Genomic DNA, 17056 nt, shown 5'->3' with positions numbered 1-17056 from the left:
CTTCTTTTTTATAGCTCCACAAATCAATGCTAGTGTATATCTTTTTATGTAAAAGAAATAGCAAGATTTTGTATAAAGAATGTTAAGATTATGTAAAGTATTTTATTTTTTTATTATATTTTCCACTTTTTCTTTGTTTTTAATCATTTTTCCTCTTTATTTTTTTAACCTTTTCTTTACAAACAAAAAAAGGAGGTTTCCCTCCTTGTTCATTATTTTGCTGAAACTAAACCAACTGATGAAATCACTTCTTGACCTGCATCACTGTTAATGAAATCAAATACAGCTTGAACTTGTGCAGATTGTTTACTCACTTCACCTTTTGTAGCCATAACGAATGGTCTTTGTAAAGTATATGTTCCATCTTTAATAGTTGCTTCACTTGGTGAAACACCATCTAATTGTAATGCTTTTACATCATCACTTAAAGCATCTAATGAAATATATCCAATAGCTCCTGGTGTAGATTGAACCGCAGCAGCTACTGCACCTGTTTCATTTAATGTTTGAGCTAATTGACATTGATCAGCGATATCTAAGATTTCTTCAAAAGCATCTCTTGTTCCTGAACCACTTTCACGTCCAATAACAACGATATTTTGATCAGCTCCACCAACTTCACTCCAGTTTTTAATTTTACCAGTATAAATATCTTTTAATTGTTGAGTTGTTAAATTTGAAGCTGTGTTTGCCTTATCAGTGACAATCGCGATACCATCTAAAGCAACAATGTTTTCTACTAAACCAGCTGCTTTTTCTTCATCAGTTAAAGCTCTTGAAACATCTCCAATATCAGCAGTTCCATTTGTCACTGCTTCAACACCAGCACTTGATCCTGTAAACTGAGGTTCTAATTGTAAATCTGGATAAGTTTCAACAATAGCTTCTTTTAATCCATTCACAAATTTTTCCATAGATGTTGAACCATTTAATGCAACAGTTCCACTTACATTTTCACTTCCAGCAGATCCTTCATCACTGCCACCATTACTTCCGCATCCTACTAAGCTAAAGCTTAATACACATGCTAATAATAAAGCTGAGAATTTTTTCATATTTTAACCCTTCCTTTTTTATCCTTCGTCTTTATTGACACACATAGTGTATATCTTTTTAGATAGTAGAAAAATCATATTTTTGTATAAAATTTGTTAAGATTACGTAAAAGAATTTGATTATTTATAACAATAATCTAAATAAAATCCTATTCCACCACTTAAAACGTAAACTTTCTGATATCCTCTTTGCATTAATATTCTGGCACAATTATAGGCTCTAACACCCACTGCACAATAAATGACAATAGTCTGATTTGGGTCTAATTCTTGATAACGTTTTGTCAATTCACCATAAGGAATATGGTATGAACCTTCTATATAGCCATATGCTCTTTCCTCATCTTCTCTGACATCCAGTGTTATCACCTGATCTTTTTGTTGTTGATATTCATCTGGTAACATCAACTTGACATAACCATTTTGTATATTTTCTGCTACATATCCAACCATATTCACAGCATCTTTAGCCGATGCAAATGGTGGTGCATAAGCAATATGAAGATCTTTTAAATCAGTCACTTTTCCATGATAATGAATCGCTGTTGAAATGACATCAATACGCTTGTCCACACCTTCATAACCAACAACCTGTGCCCCTAGAATTTTTTGTTGTAAATCATAAATTACTTTCATTGTAAGAGGTGTTGCACCGGGATAATATCCAGCATGTGATTTTTGTTGAATAATGACAACCTCATAATCCTGATGTCTTTTCAATCCTTGAGCCTGTAGCTGTTTTTCATTGAACCCTGTACTCGCTGCTGCCATCTTAAACACTTTAATAATACTGCTGCCAAGTGATCCTTGATAAGATTCATTGGCTCCCATTAAATGATTCGCTAAAATTCTTCCTTCTTTATTCGCTGGACCAGCTAAAGGAATCATCGTCTTTTGATGATTAATATAATGTTCAACTTCAATGACATCACCTACTGCATAGATATGAGGAATATTCGTCATCAAATGTTCATCAACAATAATACCTCCACGTTGATTACATGCAATACCTGCTTGTTTTGCCAATTCACTTTGAGGCTTAACACCTACAGAAAGAATAACCAAATCATAACTCTTTGTAAATGCATCTGTTTTCACTTGAATTTTTGAATGATCATCTTCAAAAGCCATTAATTCTGTATTTAAATAAAGATGTACACCTTTTTTATTCAAATATTTATGAATAGGCTGTACCATTTCAAAATCCAGATTATTTAAAATCTGTGCTCCTTTTTCTACAACATCTACATCTACTTTTAATTCTCTTAAATTTTCAGCCGTTTCAATGCCTACAAAACCACCACCGATAATACAAGCTGTTTGAATATTTTTTAATTCAACCATTTGTCTGATTTTCACAAAGTCTTCAATCGTCCATAATTGTTGAATATCTGGATGATCAATACCCGGTATAGTTAATCGAATGGGAGCTGATCCTGTCGCAATCACCAGCTGATCATAACTTTCCTGATATGTTGTTTCTGTAATATGATTATATACAGCAACTGTTTGATTGTCTGGATCAATGGCTTTCACTTCACTGCCAACTCTTACATCCACTTGAAAACGTTCTTTAAATAGTTCAGGAGTCATCAACAATAAATCACTTTTTTCACGAATTTCTCCAGACACATAATAAGGCAATCCACAATTAGCATAAGAAACATAATTGCCTTTTTCAAACATAATAATCTCCACATCTTTGTTTAATCTTCTCAGTCTTGCTGCTGTGGTTGCCCCTGCAGCAACACCACCAATAATAACCACTTTCATTTCTATCACCCGCCTATATTCATTGTAAATATTTTTCAATACAAAGTAAATGATTGTGCTTAAAAAGGTATTCTATGCCTAGCATAAAATACCTTTATTCTTATAAATCGCAAATACCTTTTCCTTCACCATACATACTATACCAGTCAGCATTGAAATCATCCACTGCTTTTTCTATGTTTGGATTCTTGAATATCTGCTTTAAAATTCCTACTGGTGCTGTTATCGCCTGTGCTCCATTATTCAATGCATTCTTGATCTGTTCAACACCTTTAAATGATGCTGCGACAATCTTTGTATCATAGTTATCCATGATGATACGATTTGATAACTCATAAATCAGTTCCATTGGATCAGCTCCCAAGTTCCCTATTCTATTGACATAGGGTGCAATATAGTCTGCCCCTGCGGCTAGTGCCATATATCCCTGCATTAAATCATAGACTGCTGTCGCTGTGACATGAATGTTTTCTTCCTTCAGCATTTTAATCGCTTTGATACCTTCATAAGATACAGGTACCTTGATATAAACCTGTCTGTCAATTTCTTCTAGGATTCTATGAGCTTCCTTCACCATACTGTCACAATCTTTAGAGATGACTTGAATATGCAGACTTCTATCCTTCCCAATAATTTCTCTAATTGTTCGCATATGTTCAAAGAAATCCTTTGGATTTGTCTTTTTTACTATTGAAGGATTACTCGTTACACCAACAATAGGCATATATTCTACTGCTTCTTTGATTTCATTTAAATCAACTGTATCAATAATCAATTCCATTTTCTTTTCCTCCTACAATGTTTGTTCTGTTCTTTCAATAATATCATCTTGTGTTGCTTTTGATAAAACATTAAAGAATGCTGAATAACCTGCCACACGAACAATGAGGTCTTTATGTTTTTCAGGATGTTTTTGAGCATCAATCAATGTATCTCTAGACACAACATTATATTGAACATGATAACCTTCTAAACGATTAAAGAATGTTTTCATCATCATTTCTAGTTTTTGTTTATTTTCTTCAGTTGATAACATTTGTGGTGTCACTTTCTGATTCAATAGAACACCACCTGTAATTTCATGTGTTGGTAGTTTTGATACTGATTTAAAGACAGCTGTTGGACCACTCTTATCACAACTATGAGCAGGTGAACATCCTTCAGCTAATGGTGTTTTGGCATGTCTTCCATCTGGTGTTGCCATTGTCCCAAAACCTTGTCCAACATTTGCTGAAATAGAAGAAGTTCCAGCATAACGAATACCACCAATTGGTCCTCTTCCATATCTAGTATTAGGATATTTCTTCATTTCATCAATATAAGAAGCATAAGCATCTACAACAAGTTGATCAACATCATCATTATCATTACCATATTTAGGAGCATCATTGATCAACATATGTTGAATTTTTTGTCCTTGTTCACCTGCAAAATCATGCACAATTGCATCCCATAATTCCTGTCTTGTGATTTTCTTTTCTTCATAAACAAGTTTTTTAATAGCCACTAAACTATCTGCCATATTGGCAATGCCTACCTGTAATCCAGAAATAAAATCATAAACAGCTCCACCTTCTTTGATTGTCTTTCCTCTACCAATACAATCTTCTGTTAAGGTAGAACATAAGACATCTGGAACATCTCTTTCAGAAGCCAAATCAATAGCATTTTCAACAATAACACTCATACGTGTTAATTCTCTGACAACTTGATCCCATGCTTTCATCAAATCTTCATATGTTTCCATTTCAGTAAAATATCCACATTCCTTCACAAAACGTTTACCAGAAGTCATATCTACACCATTATTCATCGCAATCAATAAAATTCTTGGGAAATTCATATAACTCATTCCTGTACAGCGATAACCCCATTTTCCTGGCACTGCTGTTTCTACGCATCCAATCGCAGAATAATTATAAGCATCTTCTTCTTTGACACCTTTTTCAATAAATGATGGAATAATGACTTCATCATTATTAAATGCAGGCATCCCTGTTCCTAGTTTCATAACTTCAATCGCTTCATCAAAGAAATCCTGATTGATATGCGCATGATATCTGACAGTCAGATTAGGTTGTGGTAATCTTGTTTGAGCTACTGATTTTAAAACTAAAAATGAAAGTTTATTCACAGCATCTTTTTGATCTGGGGTCTGTCCTCCAATAGTCACATTTTGATACATTGGACTTCCAGCACTTGAAAATGTATGAGCTTGACTACGGACTTTATTAATCGTTAATGTTTTGATCCATAAATTTGTCAGTAATTCAACAGCTTCATCTTCATTAATCATGTGATTATCTAAATCATGTTTTAAATAAGGATACATATATTGGTCAAAACGTCCATAAGATAAAGAATGTCCATTAGATTCAATCTGTAAAATTAATTGAATAAACCATACAGATTGAATCGCTTCATGAAATGTTTGAGCAGGTTGATATGGAACTTTTGCACAAATACGACTGATTTCTAATAATTCTTCTTTTCTTTTTCCTGTTTCTTTTTGAGCTTTTTCTTTCGCTAAAAGACTAAAACGATTGGCAAAAGTTCTCACAGCTTCAATTACAATCAATACAGCTTTATAGAATTGATACTTATTAAGATTTTCAGGAACACATAAGTCCAAATCTCTAAGAATGTCTAAAACTCTTTCTTCATAACCTTTTAATCCTATTTCCAGAACTTTTTGATAGTCAACAGCTAAATGTGCATCTCCAGAGTTTAATTTTCCTTCCATCCCAAAAAATCCCGTTTCCATAAAAACACTGACTTCTTCAGGAAGTAAAGCTTCTCCTTTTGCTCTTAAATTATTATTTTCCCAAAATGGTGCAATCCTTTTTAATGCTTCTTTTGTTTCTTCTGTAATATAGAAAACATCACCGTCTCTTTTTTCAAAAGTGTCCAATTCCTCAATAACAAATTTCATTGTATATTCAGGAAAAATAGGCGCATCTTTATTAGAAGATGCCTGATTTCCAACAATCAAAGTTTCATCTTCAATATAAATAGACATCTTTTCCAATATATTCTTTAACATATAGGCACGTTTCATAACCGGTGTCTGATTTTTATACTTTTCATAAGCTTCTGTGACAAGCAATGCACGTTGGGCATCAATATAAGGTTTCTTATCAAGCACTGCTTCTCTAAAATGACTCATACGTGGTGTTAAATCACCAAAATGTTCTACATTCTTCATCTTTCTTCTCCTTTTTATTTCATTTGAAAGTTTTTATATTTCATTTTCAATTATATATTATCATACATTTATTTAAAGTCAATATTTATTTAAACAAAACAGCAATATCTTTCATATGAAACTTTTTATTTACTATCATCAATATATATGTTAACATATATTCAAAGGAGAGAAATTATGACAAAAGGTATCATTTTTAACATTCAAAAATTTAGTATTCATGATGGACCGGGCATTCGTACAACTGTCTTTTTAAAAGGATGTCCTTTAAGATGTCAGTGGTGTTCTAACCCTGAATCACAAAATCCAGATATTCAAATCCTATATAATCATCAGACATGCCTACATTGTTTGCATTGTATCAGTGTCTGCCCACAACACGCTATTTCCTATAACAATGAACATATCCATATTGATTTTCAAAAATGTATAGGATGTTTACAATGTACACAACAATGCCCTTCACATTCATTAACATGTGAAGGTGAATATCAGGAAGTGCAAGAAATTGTTCGTATCTGTAAACAGGATCTTCCTTTTTATGAAGAATCCAATGGTGGCGTTACGATTTCTGGTGGTGAAGGTATGGGACAGCCACAGTTTGTAGAAGCTTTACTTCAAGCTTTAAAAGCAGAAAAGATACATGTTGCGATTGAAACAACTGGTTATATCCAAGAAGACATTTTTCATCAATTAGCTCCACAATTTGATTTATTACTCTTTGATGTCAAACATTATGATAGTCACCAGCACCTTTTCAAAACAGGTGTTCCTAATGAACTCATTATTCAAAATTTAACATGGGCTATTCAGCAAGGCATTGATGTATTACCACGTATTCCTGTCATACCAGATTTTAATTGTACATTAGAAGATGCTGAAGGTTTCGTGAAATTATTTCAAAAAACAGGAATCAAACGTGTACAGTTATTACCTTTTCATCAATTTGGAGAAAAGAAATATGAAATGTTGAATCAAGAATATCTTTATCAAAATAAAAAAGCCCTCCATCCTGAGGACTTAAAAGATTATCAACAAATTTTTATTAATCATAACATAGATTGTTTTATTTAGGAGCATAGCTCCTTTTTTATACCTTTTTTACAATAATATTTTGACTTTGTAGATAGTCTTCACTATCCAATGGAATTTGTTGATCTGTCACAACATATGATACTTGATCCGTTGGTAAAAGATTAACCAATCCCACCTGTTGAAACTTTGATGATTCTGTAATTACAATCACATGTTGTGCCTGTTTTGCCATATCTCTTACTGTTTCACTACGCATATAATCATTCCCTGTAAAACCAGATGTTTTTGAAAAACCATCAGCTCCAATAAAGAACTTATCCACAAAAAAGGCTTCAACACATTTACGTGTCATCGGTCCAACACAAACTTGTGCTTCTTTTTGATATTCTCCACCAAGCAAAATGATACGCACCTGTGGATATTGACGAATATAATCAGCAATAAATGAAGAATTGGATATAATCGTTACATCTTTTTTACTGGCAGCTATCTCTTGTGCCAATAAAGCACAACAAGAGCCCGATTCAATCATAATTGTTTCTCCATCTTCAATCAGTTCACAGGCAAGTTTTGCCAGTTTTTGTTTAATATCATAATGATAAGCCAATCTGTTATTCATATCATCTTGACCATTCAATGTCGCAAATCCATGAGCCCTTATGATAAGCCCTTTTTTTTCTAATAAATCCAAATCTTTACGAATTGTCACTTGCGAAACTTTTAATAACTGTGAAAATTCATTCACATCAACTTTTTTTCTTTCTGTTAATAATTCTAATATTTTTGTCTGTCTGATTTCCATTTTTTTCATTTCTATCACCTTTATACCTAGATTATCACATCTAAATTTCAAACGCAACTTTATCACAAAAGAAAAAAAGTAATCCGAAGATTACTTTATACACATAAAGTGCTTTTGAAAGAATAGAAAATCATCATAGTTAAGTATGTCTAGATTTCAATCTGGCTTTTGATGAATAGGAGTATGAGGGAAACTATTTTGATTCTTCTTATTCCTTTCAATTCTTTATATATCTTTTACACGCTTAGATATATCAGTTAGCTATAACTAACTCTATATTCAGTATACTCTTTTTTACACTTTTGTCAATAGATTTCAATAAAATTATACCCCTATCATTTTCTTTTTTAACCATTGTATATCATTATTTTGAATATATACTTGTTCATTTATTAATCCGATTTGAGGATGAATGCCATCATCCATATGAAAATCTGATCCCATTGTATAAAGCAAATGATTCTTCAAAGCAAAATTCTTCCATTTTTCGATATCATTAATCTTATTATTTTTTTGATCTATATACATATAAATAGCCTCTATTCCATCAGCATTCATCTCTTTAACAAGATGGGTTATAGATTCTACATTGATATGATCTTCATGTTCATAACAGACAGGATGTGCTAATACAACTATTCCACCCGCTTCTTTAATCAACTGACTTGCTTCCATAGGCGTTATAGATTCCTTTTTCACATAAGCTGGACATCCCTCATTCATTAAAGTTTCAATAAATTCACCACGTTGAGGAATATATCCAAAATCATGAAGCAATAATTTTTCATTCTCTTTATTTTGTACAATATGACTTGCAATATGTGCTTTCGTCACTATCTTAAATTGACTTAATTCATCAACATAAACAATATACCCTAACTCCTCTAACTTTTTTGAAACTTCCTTTAAATAAATATGTCTTGCATTTTTTAATGTATAAAGTTTTTCATTAAGCTTTGAGTTATGAATATCAAATTGATACCCTAACACATGAAATCCTGTTCCTTGATAATGTGTCGATATTTCCACTCCATAAACAACTGAAATATCTTTTTTTCTGGCATAATCCAAAAAAGAAGGTGTATAAGCATCAATGCAATCATGATCAGTAATAGATATCATATCAACATGATTTTCCTTCGCTTGATCAACAATTTCAAAAGGTGTTAGCACTCCATCAGAACAACAAGAATGTATATGCAAATCAATGAATCCCATCACAATCACCCCTATACATCATACTCATGAATAAGTTTATATTTCAAGTCAAATATTTTTATATCTATATATCATCTTATAATAATCATTTCTATAATTAAAGAGGTTTTTTCATTTGAAAATGTTATAATAGGATAAGAAATGAGGTGATGTTATGTATAAAAATAAGTTTTATTTTTTTATAGAGTTTATAATCGGTTTTATTCTCCTATTGATAAGTTTATTTATCCTTTTTCACCCTTCAATGATGATTTTTTCTATGAGAATTCTTGGAATCATTATATTATTCAATGGATTATATATGGTATGGAAACAAAGAAATAACAAAACTGGAATTATATTATCCCTTTTTGTAGGCATCATTCTTTCTCTCTTTCCTGCTTTACCTTTTACCCTATTTGTCTTTCTTTTTGCATTTTATATATGTATCAAGGGTTTATCTCAATTTATCACTTACTACTTATATAAACAAAACCATATTTCCTATCGTTTTATTATTTTATTATCAAGTTTATTTTTAATGAACTTTGGTTTCACTTATCTTCTATCACCCTATCTTCACCTTTATCAAACAAGTCTAATCATTTGCATTTATCTCATTTATCTAGCACTTTCTTTTATTTTAAAAGGAATCAGAGAAATCATAGGTGAAAACAGACAAAATCAAATAAAACGAAGAATCCATGTATCACTTCCTGTTATTTTAAATGCTCTTATTCCTAGAATCATGATTGATTATATCAACGAAAAACTAGAAACACCTTCTTTCATACATACAGATGGTCACAATATAGATTTAACAGTTTTTATCCACGTCAGTAAAAATGGATTTGGGGCCGTTGGGCATGTTGATATATCTTATCAAAATATTGTTTATGCATATGGTGCTTATGATGATTTATCTAATCACTTATTAGGAGCTATTGGTGATGGTGTATTATTTGAAGTTAATGAATCATCTTATATTGATTTCTGTTTAAAAGATGATCCTCAAAGTGTTATCTTCGCATATACTCTCCAATTAAATCATCAACAGACACAATTAATTGAAAACAATCTTCAATCATTAAAACAACAACTGCTTCCTTTTGAACTCACACACCATCAGCATACATATGCCAAAAGACTTCAAGAATATACTCATGCTCAATTTTATAAATTTAAAAAAGGTCGTTTTCAAAAATATTTTGTTTTGACAACCAATTGTGTTCTTTTAGCTGATTCCATCATTGGAACATCAGGCATAGATATTATTGGTATTAATGGCATGATTTCACCCGGTAGTTATTATACCTATTTTGAAGAAGAAGCACGTAAAGAATATTCAAGAGTTTATCAAAAGAAAATATATGCTTCTTCATCTTATCATTTATAAAATATTAAGAATTTATTTAAACATTTTCAATTAGTGTATGACATAATGTAAAAGCGAGGTGATTTTGATGGTTAAGAAAAAAAGAATGAATAAAAAACCTGTTCTTGTTATGGTGGTGATTTTGATGTTAATAAGTCTAGGTTCTTTCTGTATTGCTTCTACACATCAAAATGATGTTGAAGCCTACCAGGTTGAAGGTCTACCCATTCAACATCAATTTCTCACAATCAATCCTTATTCTAGAAGTGGAAAGTCTTTACATCGTGTCAATGGGATTGTTATTCATTATACTGCAAATCCCGGTTCAACCGCTAAAAACAATAGAAACTACTTTGAAAATCTAAGATATACAAAAACAACATCTGTTTCCAGTCATTTCATTATTGGCTTAGATGGTGAAATCATTCAATGTATTCCTCTTAATGAGATTGCCTATGCTTCCAATAATCGTAATCGAGATACGATTTCTATTGAATGCTGTCACCCTGATGAAAGTGGAAAATTCAATGAAGAAACATATAACTCTCTTGTTAAACTTGTCCGTGCATTAATGAAAACTTATCACTTACAAAGTCAAGATGTAATAAGACATTATGATGTGACTGGTAAAATATGTCCAAAATATTTTGTTGAGCATGAAGATCAATGGAAGGAATTTTTAAATACACTCTAAAGGATGGTGATTGAAATGACATTAGAAGAAGATATCTTTCAAAAAACAAAAATAAACTATGACAAATTAATATCTTATGGATTTCATAAACAATCACATCAATACATTTATGTACAAGATATATTTGATCATACATTTCAAGTTATCATTATTATTCAAGACAATGATAGTGTACAAGGACATATCATTGATTTAGCTTTTCAAGAAGAATATACAAACTATCGCATAAAAACACAGGGCGAATTTGTTTCTAAAGTGCGTCAAGAGTTTATGAATATTTTAAATGATATTAAAGAACAATGTACATCTCCCCAATATTTTCTATATCCCCAATCTAATCGTATTGCTCAATATATTATTGAAAAATATCATGAATATCCTGAATTTCTTTGGGATAGTGATCCACAATATGGTGTATTTAGGCATCAAAGCAATCAAAAATGGTATGCTTTGATTATGAACATCAATAAAAATAAATTAGATTCTGATAATCAAGACATAGAAATTGTGAATTTAAAATTAAAAGAAGATCATATTCAACAACTTCTTCACCAAAAAGGATTTTACAGAGCATACCATATGAATAAACAAAAATGGATTTCTATTATCTTGGATGATACATTATCCGATTATGAAATTATTCAACATATTGATGAAAGTTATCAATTGACTCAATCTATTCATGAATGGATTATACCGGTTAATCCTCAAAACGATGATATTTTTCATTGTTTTAATCATACTGATACAATCCTATGGCAACAATTTCCACATATACGAAAAGATGATTGGGTTTATGTCTATGTCAATAAGCCTTATAATTATCTTCTTTACCAATGTCAGGTCATAGAAACAGATATACTTGATAATCATCACAATTATCTTATGAAAATAAAGCATACATATACTTATACCCCAGAAGAATATCCTTTCCATAAACTCAAAGATTATGGTATCAAAACAATCAAAAATGCAAGAAAAATAACATCACGACTTCATCAAAGACTACATCAATAAATAAGAGGTTTTCCTACTGAAACCTCTTATTTTTACATATGTTGATGAATTAAACTCTCTAATTCCAATATAGCTGAATCTTGTAAAAAAGAACCATATCTAAATAAACTAAAACCTTTATATCCATGTTCATATAATATTTGAACTTGTGAAGAAATATTATCTGTACGATTTTGCCAGCCATAATCTTCATCTTCTCCATTTCCTGCACGATACAATGCTAAACCGGCATACAATATGACACTTTGATGTCTTGGTATATCAGCAAATTGTTGACATCGTTGAGTAAACATTGCTTCATTTCCTTCTCCATATTGATCACTCCAATAAATCTGAGGCATCAAATAATCGATATATCCTTCTTCACTTAGCCATGTATCAATATCTGCACCATCACTGATACAGTTTTCATAATTTCCTTGTGGACTAATGCCAAACACAACATGATCATCAATAGATTTAATTGTTTGATAAACATCTTGTATAAGCATATTGACATAATCCATACGTTGATTTTGAGTTGTTCCATCATGTGTTCCAGCGACATAAAAATAATCATCAAAATGAATTCCATCAACATCATAATTTTCAACAATTTCACGAACACCATCAACAATATAATCTCTTACTGATTGACTGGCAGGATTGAAAATATATTGATATGTTGCATATCCAATGGTTTGACTGGCATCTTCCAGCCATTGATGATGGGGTGATTCATTAAGAAATTGTTCAAAACTTTCTCGATTCAATGAGATACGATAAGGATTAACCCATGCTTCAATGCTCATATCATTTTGATGAGCAATATCTATCATTGATTGTAAAGGATCAAATGATAAACTCTCTTGATGTGTAATGACTTTTGAAACCGGAAAGAGCTTTGAATCATATAAAGCATCACTAAAAGCTCTCACTTGAACAATGACTGTATTCATATGATATTTTTTTATATTTTCAATGGCTTGTGAAAAATCTTTTTCAAAGTCTTTTTGTGACTTATAAGAAAACTGTTCTAAATCTCCATAAGAAAACCAGACAGCTCTTTTATCAAAAGATAATAAAGAACATGGTGGATGGGGAATAAAAATATAAATCAATACACATATACATAATAATATGATAATCACAAAAAGACTGTGTTTTTTCTTTTTCAAAAGAACATCACCTCATTGATTATATTCAAGAATTTTATATTAAATCCTCTTTTGTTGTAATTTTTTTATTTTCATAATCACCTAAAACCATATAAACTTTTTCATCTGTAAAGTTTTCAACCATTTGTGCATCATCTGTTGCCTGAAAATTTTGTTGAATAGCTTTGGTATACGCATCTAAAATAAGTTTTGTATCAAATGCCTGTGGTGTTTGAGCTTGCATAAGTTCCTTTCTATTTAAAGTTTCTATCACAACATCATCAACAACTCTTTTAATTGTATCTTTACAAGGCACCATAACTAGACAAGCCTTATGTGTTTTTAAGCACACTAATAAATCATCAATCTGTTGTTTTTTCACATAAGGTCTGGCACCATCATGAATGAAAACATATTTACTTTGAACACGTTGTAAACCTGCATAAACACTATCCTGTCGTTCTTTTCCACCGTCCACAAATTCAATACGTGAATCATGAGATAACTTTATAAAGTCCTCCCTTTCTTCTGGTCTAGTCACAACGATAATTTGTTGACAACGTACATCTTGAATAAAAACTTCCAATGTCATTTCATAAACAGTTTGACCTTGAAAAGTATAAAACATTTTATTATAACTTAAACCTGTTCTTTTTCCTTGTCCTGCACACAAAATAATAACACTATACATAAAACCATCCTCTTTTCTTTCATCCATTGATATTATCATACCATAGATATGTTAAAAGAGCCACCTTAGTAGCTCTTTACAACTTGTACATAATATTCTTGATAATTTTGAGAGTCTTGTCCAATACAAACTGCCATTTTCCCCAGTTCTACAATATTGTCCATATCTATATTCCATATTGCTAAATCTTCATATCCTAGAGTAATTGTTACTGTAGAAAAAGTTTGATGGGGAACAAATACTTTTTGAAAACCTTTTAGTTCTAACACTCTTGAAACGATACTAGATTGAATATGTTTAATATAAACTTGAACTACATCTTCTCCATCCATATGACCAGTATTGTATACATCTAATGATATTGTTAGACCATGTTCTTTTAATTCCTGTATAGTTATTTGAGATGGTAATGATATATTTCGGTAATCAAAAGTCGTATAACTCATTCCATAGCCAAAAGGGAAACGAGGTCCTGATGGTAAATCAATATAATCTTTTTGTGCACCATTATGTTTATGATTATAATAACATGGAAGTGCTCCAACATGACGAGGAACCGATACACTTAAATGTCCACTAGGATTATAATCTCCAAATAATACATCTCCTATCCCATCGCCACCTCTTGATCCAGGATAAAAACTTGATATAACAGCTTTTGAATAATTGAAAACATCTTCAATAACATGAACTCTTCCTTGAATTAATACAGTGACAATGTTTTTATTGACTTTACTTATTTCTTGTATAAGTTTGTTTTGGTATCCTTCCAATTCCAGAGAAGCTAAATCAATATTTTCTCCACAGTTCATTTCATTTTCATTTTGAATCCTCAATGCTCCATTATTTTCAAAAGCATTTTGGTATAAACGAGTACTATTGCCACCTAATACCAGTACAACAACATCTGCTTGCTTAGCTATCTTTAATGTTTCTTCTAAGTTTTCAAACTGATTTTTTCGTGTTGTACAACCTAAAGCATAGCTAACATTTTTAGCTTTTTTACAGATACCTTGATAAACTGTCACAATATCTTGTGGATTCTGATAAGCTGTATAATCACCTAATTGATTTAAATAATGGTGAGCATTAGGTCCAATAACAGCTATTTTAGAAGATTTATCTAATGGTAAAATTTGTTGTTCATTTTTTAATAGCACCTGACATTCTCTGGCACTTTGAAGCAACAGTTCATCACTTTGTGGTAAAGAGATTTTCTTTCTTTCTGATTGAAAAAGACCTAGTCTTTCTTTTAATTTTAAAATTCTCTCAACAGCAGCATCTAATTCTTTTTCATCTAAATAACCTTCTTCAATAGCCTTATCAAGCTTTGTATACACTTGATCCCATAAGCTTAGATCAACACCTGCTTTCAAAGCTAAACTTCCCATTTTTAAAGGATTATCATCTAATAAAAGCAATCTATCCAGTGCACATCCATCAGCCATAACAATACCATCAAAACCATATTCATTTCTTAAAATTTGATTCAGCAAATTCTTATTGATATGACATGGAATACCATCAATTTCATTATAGGCAGCCATGACCCCTTTTGCTCCTGCTTTTACAGCTGCTTTCACAGGTGGTAAATGGATTTCTCTTAATTCTCTAGGACCAATTTTAGCAGCATCTGAATTATGACCACCTTCACAAGCTCCCTGTGCACATAAATGTTTCACAACAACACTCACACCATTATCATCTTTTTCAAAGCCTTTAACAGCACTCTCTGTCATTCTTGAAGTCAAATATGCATCTTCACTAAAGCATTCTTCACTTCTTCCCCAACGTGGATCTCTTAGGACATCAAATCCTGTAAACAATGCAAGATTTCCACCTTTTGCGGCAAGTTCTTGACTCACATGACATGCTATTTTTTCCATCAAATCTGGATTCCATGACATTCCCATTGCTAGCTGGGTAGGAAAAACAGGGCTTTGTAAAGCCATATGACCATGAACACATTCTTCAGTAATCAATGCCGGTATTTGAAAACGAGAATGTTTTTTTATATAATCTTGAATCATTTGAATCACTTGATAACTTTCTTCTCTGTTAATTCCATTATTTTCGTCTATCTGTGACCATGCATCTGCCCTCATAATGCCATAGATAGCTCCTATTCCACCATATTCTTTAACATGTTTCTTAAATAAATCAGTTAATTCAAAGTGATCTCCTATTTTTTTATAACATTGCCACCCATATAAATGTTGATTTAATTGACCAACCTTTTCTTTTAAAGTCATTTGTTTAACAATATTTTCTACCATTTTCTTTCCTCATTTAATTATAAATATTTCTTGCTATATAAATGTTGATTGACTAATTCACGTAATAAATACTCAATAGCTAAATGCATATGTAAACGTGAATCTATATCATATCCTTCATCCTTTGATACGGAAACATTCATTGTATAATCAGATAATTTAGACATAGATGAATGAATCTGTTCAGAAATCAGTAACATCTTACAACCATTCATTTTTGCAATCTTCATAACATCAATAATATCTTTTGTTTCACCACCACGTGATATCACTATCACAAAGTCTTGAGTTGTTAAATTATTAGCTTCCAAATACAAAAACCAACTATCGTCTGGATAGATTGTTCTAATTCCAAACAGACTTAATTTTACAGCCAATATTTTAGCAACATATTTATTCATTCCTGAAGAACATATGAGAACACTTTTAGCATGTACAATATCATCAATTGCTTGACTAATATCCAAATGTCGTAACATTGACATTGTATCTTTAATTTCTTTTTCTATACTGTCACAAGTATTTTCACATTTTGAAGTCAACTCATATTGATCTCTACGATGATAGAGAAGATCATAACGAAAATCCATAAAAGTTTTATAATTGAGTTTTTTCACCATTCTAAAAATTGTTGTTGTTGAAACATTTAATGTTTCTGATAATGATGATATTGTTAAGTTAGGCTGTAAATTTTGAAAGCTTAATAGTTTATGAAAGCATTCTACTTCCAACTCAGTTAATTGATTACCAAATTCTTGAAAATTCTTAATAAGACTCATTTTTATCAATCCTTCCATATG

Annotated in this window: 14 protein-coding genes; 4 read left to right on the top strand and 10 right to left on the bottom strand. The window is 31.2% G+C overall.

All coding sequences use genetic code 11. The features are described from left to right. Nucleotides 1–212: 212 nt before the first annotated feature. The 4 genes from ACGHJ8_RS01195 to ACGHJ8_RS01180 form a co-directional block, all read right to left on the bottom strand. Nucleotides 213–1055, bottom strand: a complete 843-nt coding sequence (locus tag ACGHJ8_RS01195) for a phosphate ABC transporter substrate-binding protein (RefSeq protein ID WP_211962233.1) — start codon at nt 1053–1055, stop codon at nt 213–215. 120 nt (nt 1056–1175) lie between these two features. Beyond that, complete coding sequence (locus ACGHJ8_RS01190; protein ID WP_390541216.1) at nt 1176–2828, bottom strand: FAD-dependent oxidoreductase; 1653 nt, start codon at nt 2826–2828, stop codon at nt 1176–1178. Between the two features lie 100 nt (nt 2829–2928). Further along, nucleotides 2929–3609, bottom strand: a complete 681-nt coding sequence (locus ACGHJ8_RS01185) for a fructose-6-phosphate aldolase (protein WP_390540843.1) — start codon at nt 3607–3609, stop codon at nt 2929–2931. A gap of 12 nt (nt 3610–3621) precedes the next feature. Continuing rightward, a complete protein-coding gene (locus ACGHJ8_RS01180) occupies nt 3622–6033 on the bottom strand; it encodes a glycyl radical protein (protein ID WP_390541214.1) in 2412 nt (803 codons plus the stop codon). A 177-nt stretch (nt 6034–6210) separates the two neighbouring features. On the opposite strand from ACGHJ8_RS01180, the gene ACGHJ8_RS01175 reads away from it, so the two are divergent. Then, on the top strand, nt 6211–7107 hold the full coding sequence (locus ACGHJ8_RS01175; RefSeq protein WP_087357039.1) for a glycyl-radical enzyme activating protein: 897 nt from the start codon (nt 6211–6213) through the stop codon (nt 7105–7107). 16 nt (nt 7108–7123) lie between these two features. Here ACGHJ8_RS01175 and ACGHJ8_RS01170 read toward each other — a convergent pair whose 3' ends face one another. After that, the gene (locus ACGHJ8_RS01170) at nt 7124–7870 is read right to left on the bottom strand and encodes a DeoR/GlpR family DNA-binding transcription regulator (protein ID WP_205091075.1); all 747 of its coding nucleotides are present in this window, start codon (nt 7868–7870) and stop codon (nt 7124–7126) included. Nucleotides 7871–8194: 324 nt separating this feature from the next. Beyond that, a complete protein-coding gene (locus tag ACGHJ8_RS01165; protein ID WP_390541211.1) occupies nt 8195–9088 on the bottom strand; it encodes a PHP domain-containing protein in 894 nt (297 codons plus the stop codon). A gap of 154 nt (nt 9089–9242) precedes the next feature. Here ACGHJ8_RS01165 and ACGHJ8_RS01160 point away from each other — a divergent pair, with 154 nt between their 5' ends. From ACGHJ8_RS01160 to ACGHJ8_RS01150, 3 genes are all read left to right on the top strand, one after another. Beyond that, a complete protein-coding gene (locus ACGHJ8_RS01160; protein ID WP_390541210.1) occupies nt 9243–10463 on the top strand; it encodes a DUF308 domain-containing protein in 1221 nt (406 codons plus the stop codon). A gap of 67 nt (nt 10464–10530) precedes the next feature. Beyond that, complete coding sequence (locus tag ACGHJ8_RS01155) at nt 10531–11136, top strand: N-acetylmuramoyl-L-alanine amidase family protein (RefSeq protein WP_390541208.1); 606 nt, start codon at nt 10531–10533, stop codon at nt 11134–11136. Between the two features lie 15 nt (nt 11137–11151). Beyond that, on the top strand, nt 11152–12153 hold the full coding sequence (locus ACGHJ8_RS01150) for an MmcQ/YjbR family DNA-binding protein (RefSeq protein WP_390541206.1): 1002 nt from the start codon (nt 11152–11154) through the stop codon (nt 12151–12153). A 32-nt stretch (nt 12154–12185) separates the two neighbouring features. Here the strand turns inward: ACGHJ8_RS01150 and ACGHJ8_RS01145 are convergent, their stop codons facing one another. The 4 genes from ACGHJ8_RS01145 to ACGHJ8_RS01130 are packed head-to-tail and all read right to left on the bottom strand — an operon-like array spanning nt 12186 to nt 17053. Beyond that, complete coding sequence (locus ACGHJ8_RS01145) at nt 12186–13310, bottom strand: glycoside hydrolase family 10 protein (protein ID WP_205090063.1); 1125 nt, start codon at nt 13308–13310, stop codon at nt 12186–12188. Nucleotides 13311–13344: 34 nt separating this feature from the next. Next, complete coding sequence (gene ispD, locus ACGHJ8_RS01140) at nt 13345–14007, bottom strand: 2-C-methyl-D-erythritol 4-phosphate cytidylyltransferase (protein ID WP_390541204.1); 663 nt, start codon at nt 14005–14007, stop codon at nt 13345–13347. 38 nt (nt 14008–14045) lie between these two features. Further along, the gene (locus ACGHJ8_RS01135) at nt 14046–16256 is read right to left on the bottom strand and encodes a glycoside hydrolase family 3 N-terminal domain-containing protein (protein WP_390541202.1); all 2211 of its coding nucleotides are present in this window, start codon (nt 16254–16256) and stop codon (nt 14046–14048) included. Between the two features lie 17 nt (nt 16257–16273). Next, on the bottom strand, nt 16274–17053 hold the full coding sequence (locus ACGHJ8_RS01130; RefSeq protein ID WP_390541199.1) for a MurR/RpiR family transcriptional regulator: 780 nt from the start codon (nt 17051–17053) through the stop codon (nt 16274–16276). Nucleotides 17054–17056 lie beyond the last annotated feature (3 nt).

It is taken from the genome of Massiliimicrobium timonense, assembly GCF_042850985.1.
Taxonomy (GTDB): domain Bacteria; phylum Bacillota_I; class Bacilli_A; order Erysipelotrichales; family Coprobacillaceae; genus Allocoprobacillus.
The sequence above is the reverse complement of the archived record's forward strand: the minus strand, read 5'-3'. Positions and strand labels throughout refer to the sequence as shown.

Bases quoted from the DNA above. Each gene is read 5' to 3' on its own strand.
- ACGHJ8_RS01130 (WP_390541199.1), bottom strand. From the start codon at position 17,053: ATGGAAGGATTGATAAAAATGAGTCTTATTAAGAATTTTCAAGAATTT.
- ACGHJ8_RS01170 (WP_205091075.1), bottom strand. From the start codon at position 7,870: ATGGAAATCAGACAGACAAAAATATTAGAATTATTAACAGAAAGAAAA.
- ACGHJ8_RS01175 (WP_087357039.1), top strand. From the start codon at position 6,211: ATGACAAAAGGTATCATTTTTAACATTCAAAAATTTAGTATTCATGAT.
- ACGHJ8_RS01150 (WP_390541206.1), top strand. From the start codon at position 11,152: ATGACATTAGAAGAAGATATCTTTCAAAAAACAAAAATAAACTATGAC.
- ispD (WP_390541204.1), bottom strand. From the start codon at position 14,007: ATGGATGAAAGAAAAGAGGATGGTTTTATGTATAGTGTTATTATTTTG.
- ACGHJ8_RS01180 (WP_390541214.1), bottom strand. From the start codon at position 6,033: ATGAAGAATGTAGAACATTTTGGTGATTTAACACCACGTATGAGTCAT.
- ACGHJ8_RS01185 (WP_390540843.1), bottom strand. From the start codon at position 3,609: ATGGAATTGATTATTGATACAGTTGATTTAAATGAAATCAAAGAAGCA.
- ACGHJ8_RS01195 (WP_211962233.1), bottom strand. From the start codon at position 1,055: ATGAAAAAATTCTCAGCTTTATTATTAGCATGTGTATTAAGCTTTAGC.
- ACGHJ8_RS01160 (WP_390541210.1), top strand. From the start codon at position 9,243: ATGTATAAAAATAAGTTTTATTTTTTTATAGAGTTTATAATCGGTTTT.
- ACGHJ8_RS01165 (WP_390541211.1), bottom strand. From the start codon at position 9,088: ATGGGATTCATTGATTTGCATATACATTCTTGTTGTTCTGATGGAGTG.
- ACGHJ8_RS01135 (WP_390541202.1), bottom strand. From the start codon at position 16,256: ATGGTAGAAAATATTGTTAAACAAATGACTTTAAAAGAAAAGGTTGGT.
- ACGHJ8_RS01155 (WP_390541208.1), top strand. From the start codon at position 10,531: ATGGTTAAGAAAAAAAGAATGAATAAAAAACCTGTTCTTGTTATGGTG.
- ACGHJ8_RS01190 (WP_390541216.1), bottom strand. From the start codon at position 2,828: ATGAAAGTGGTTATTATTGGTGGTGTTGCTGCAGGGGCAACCACAGCA.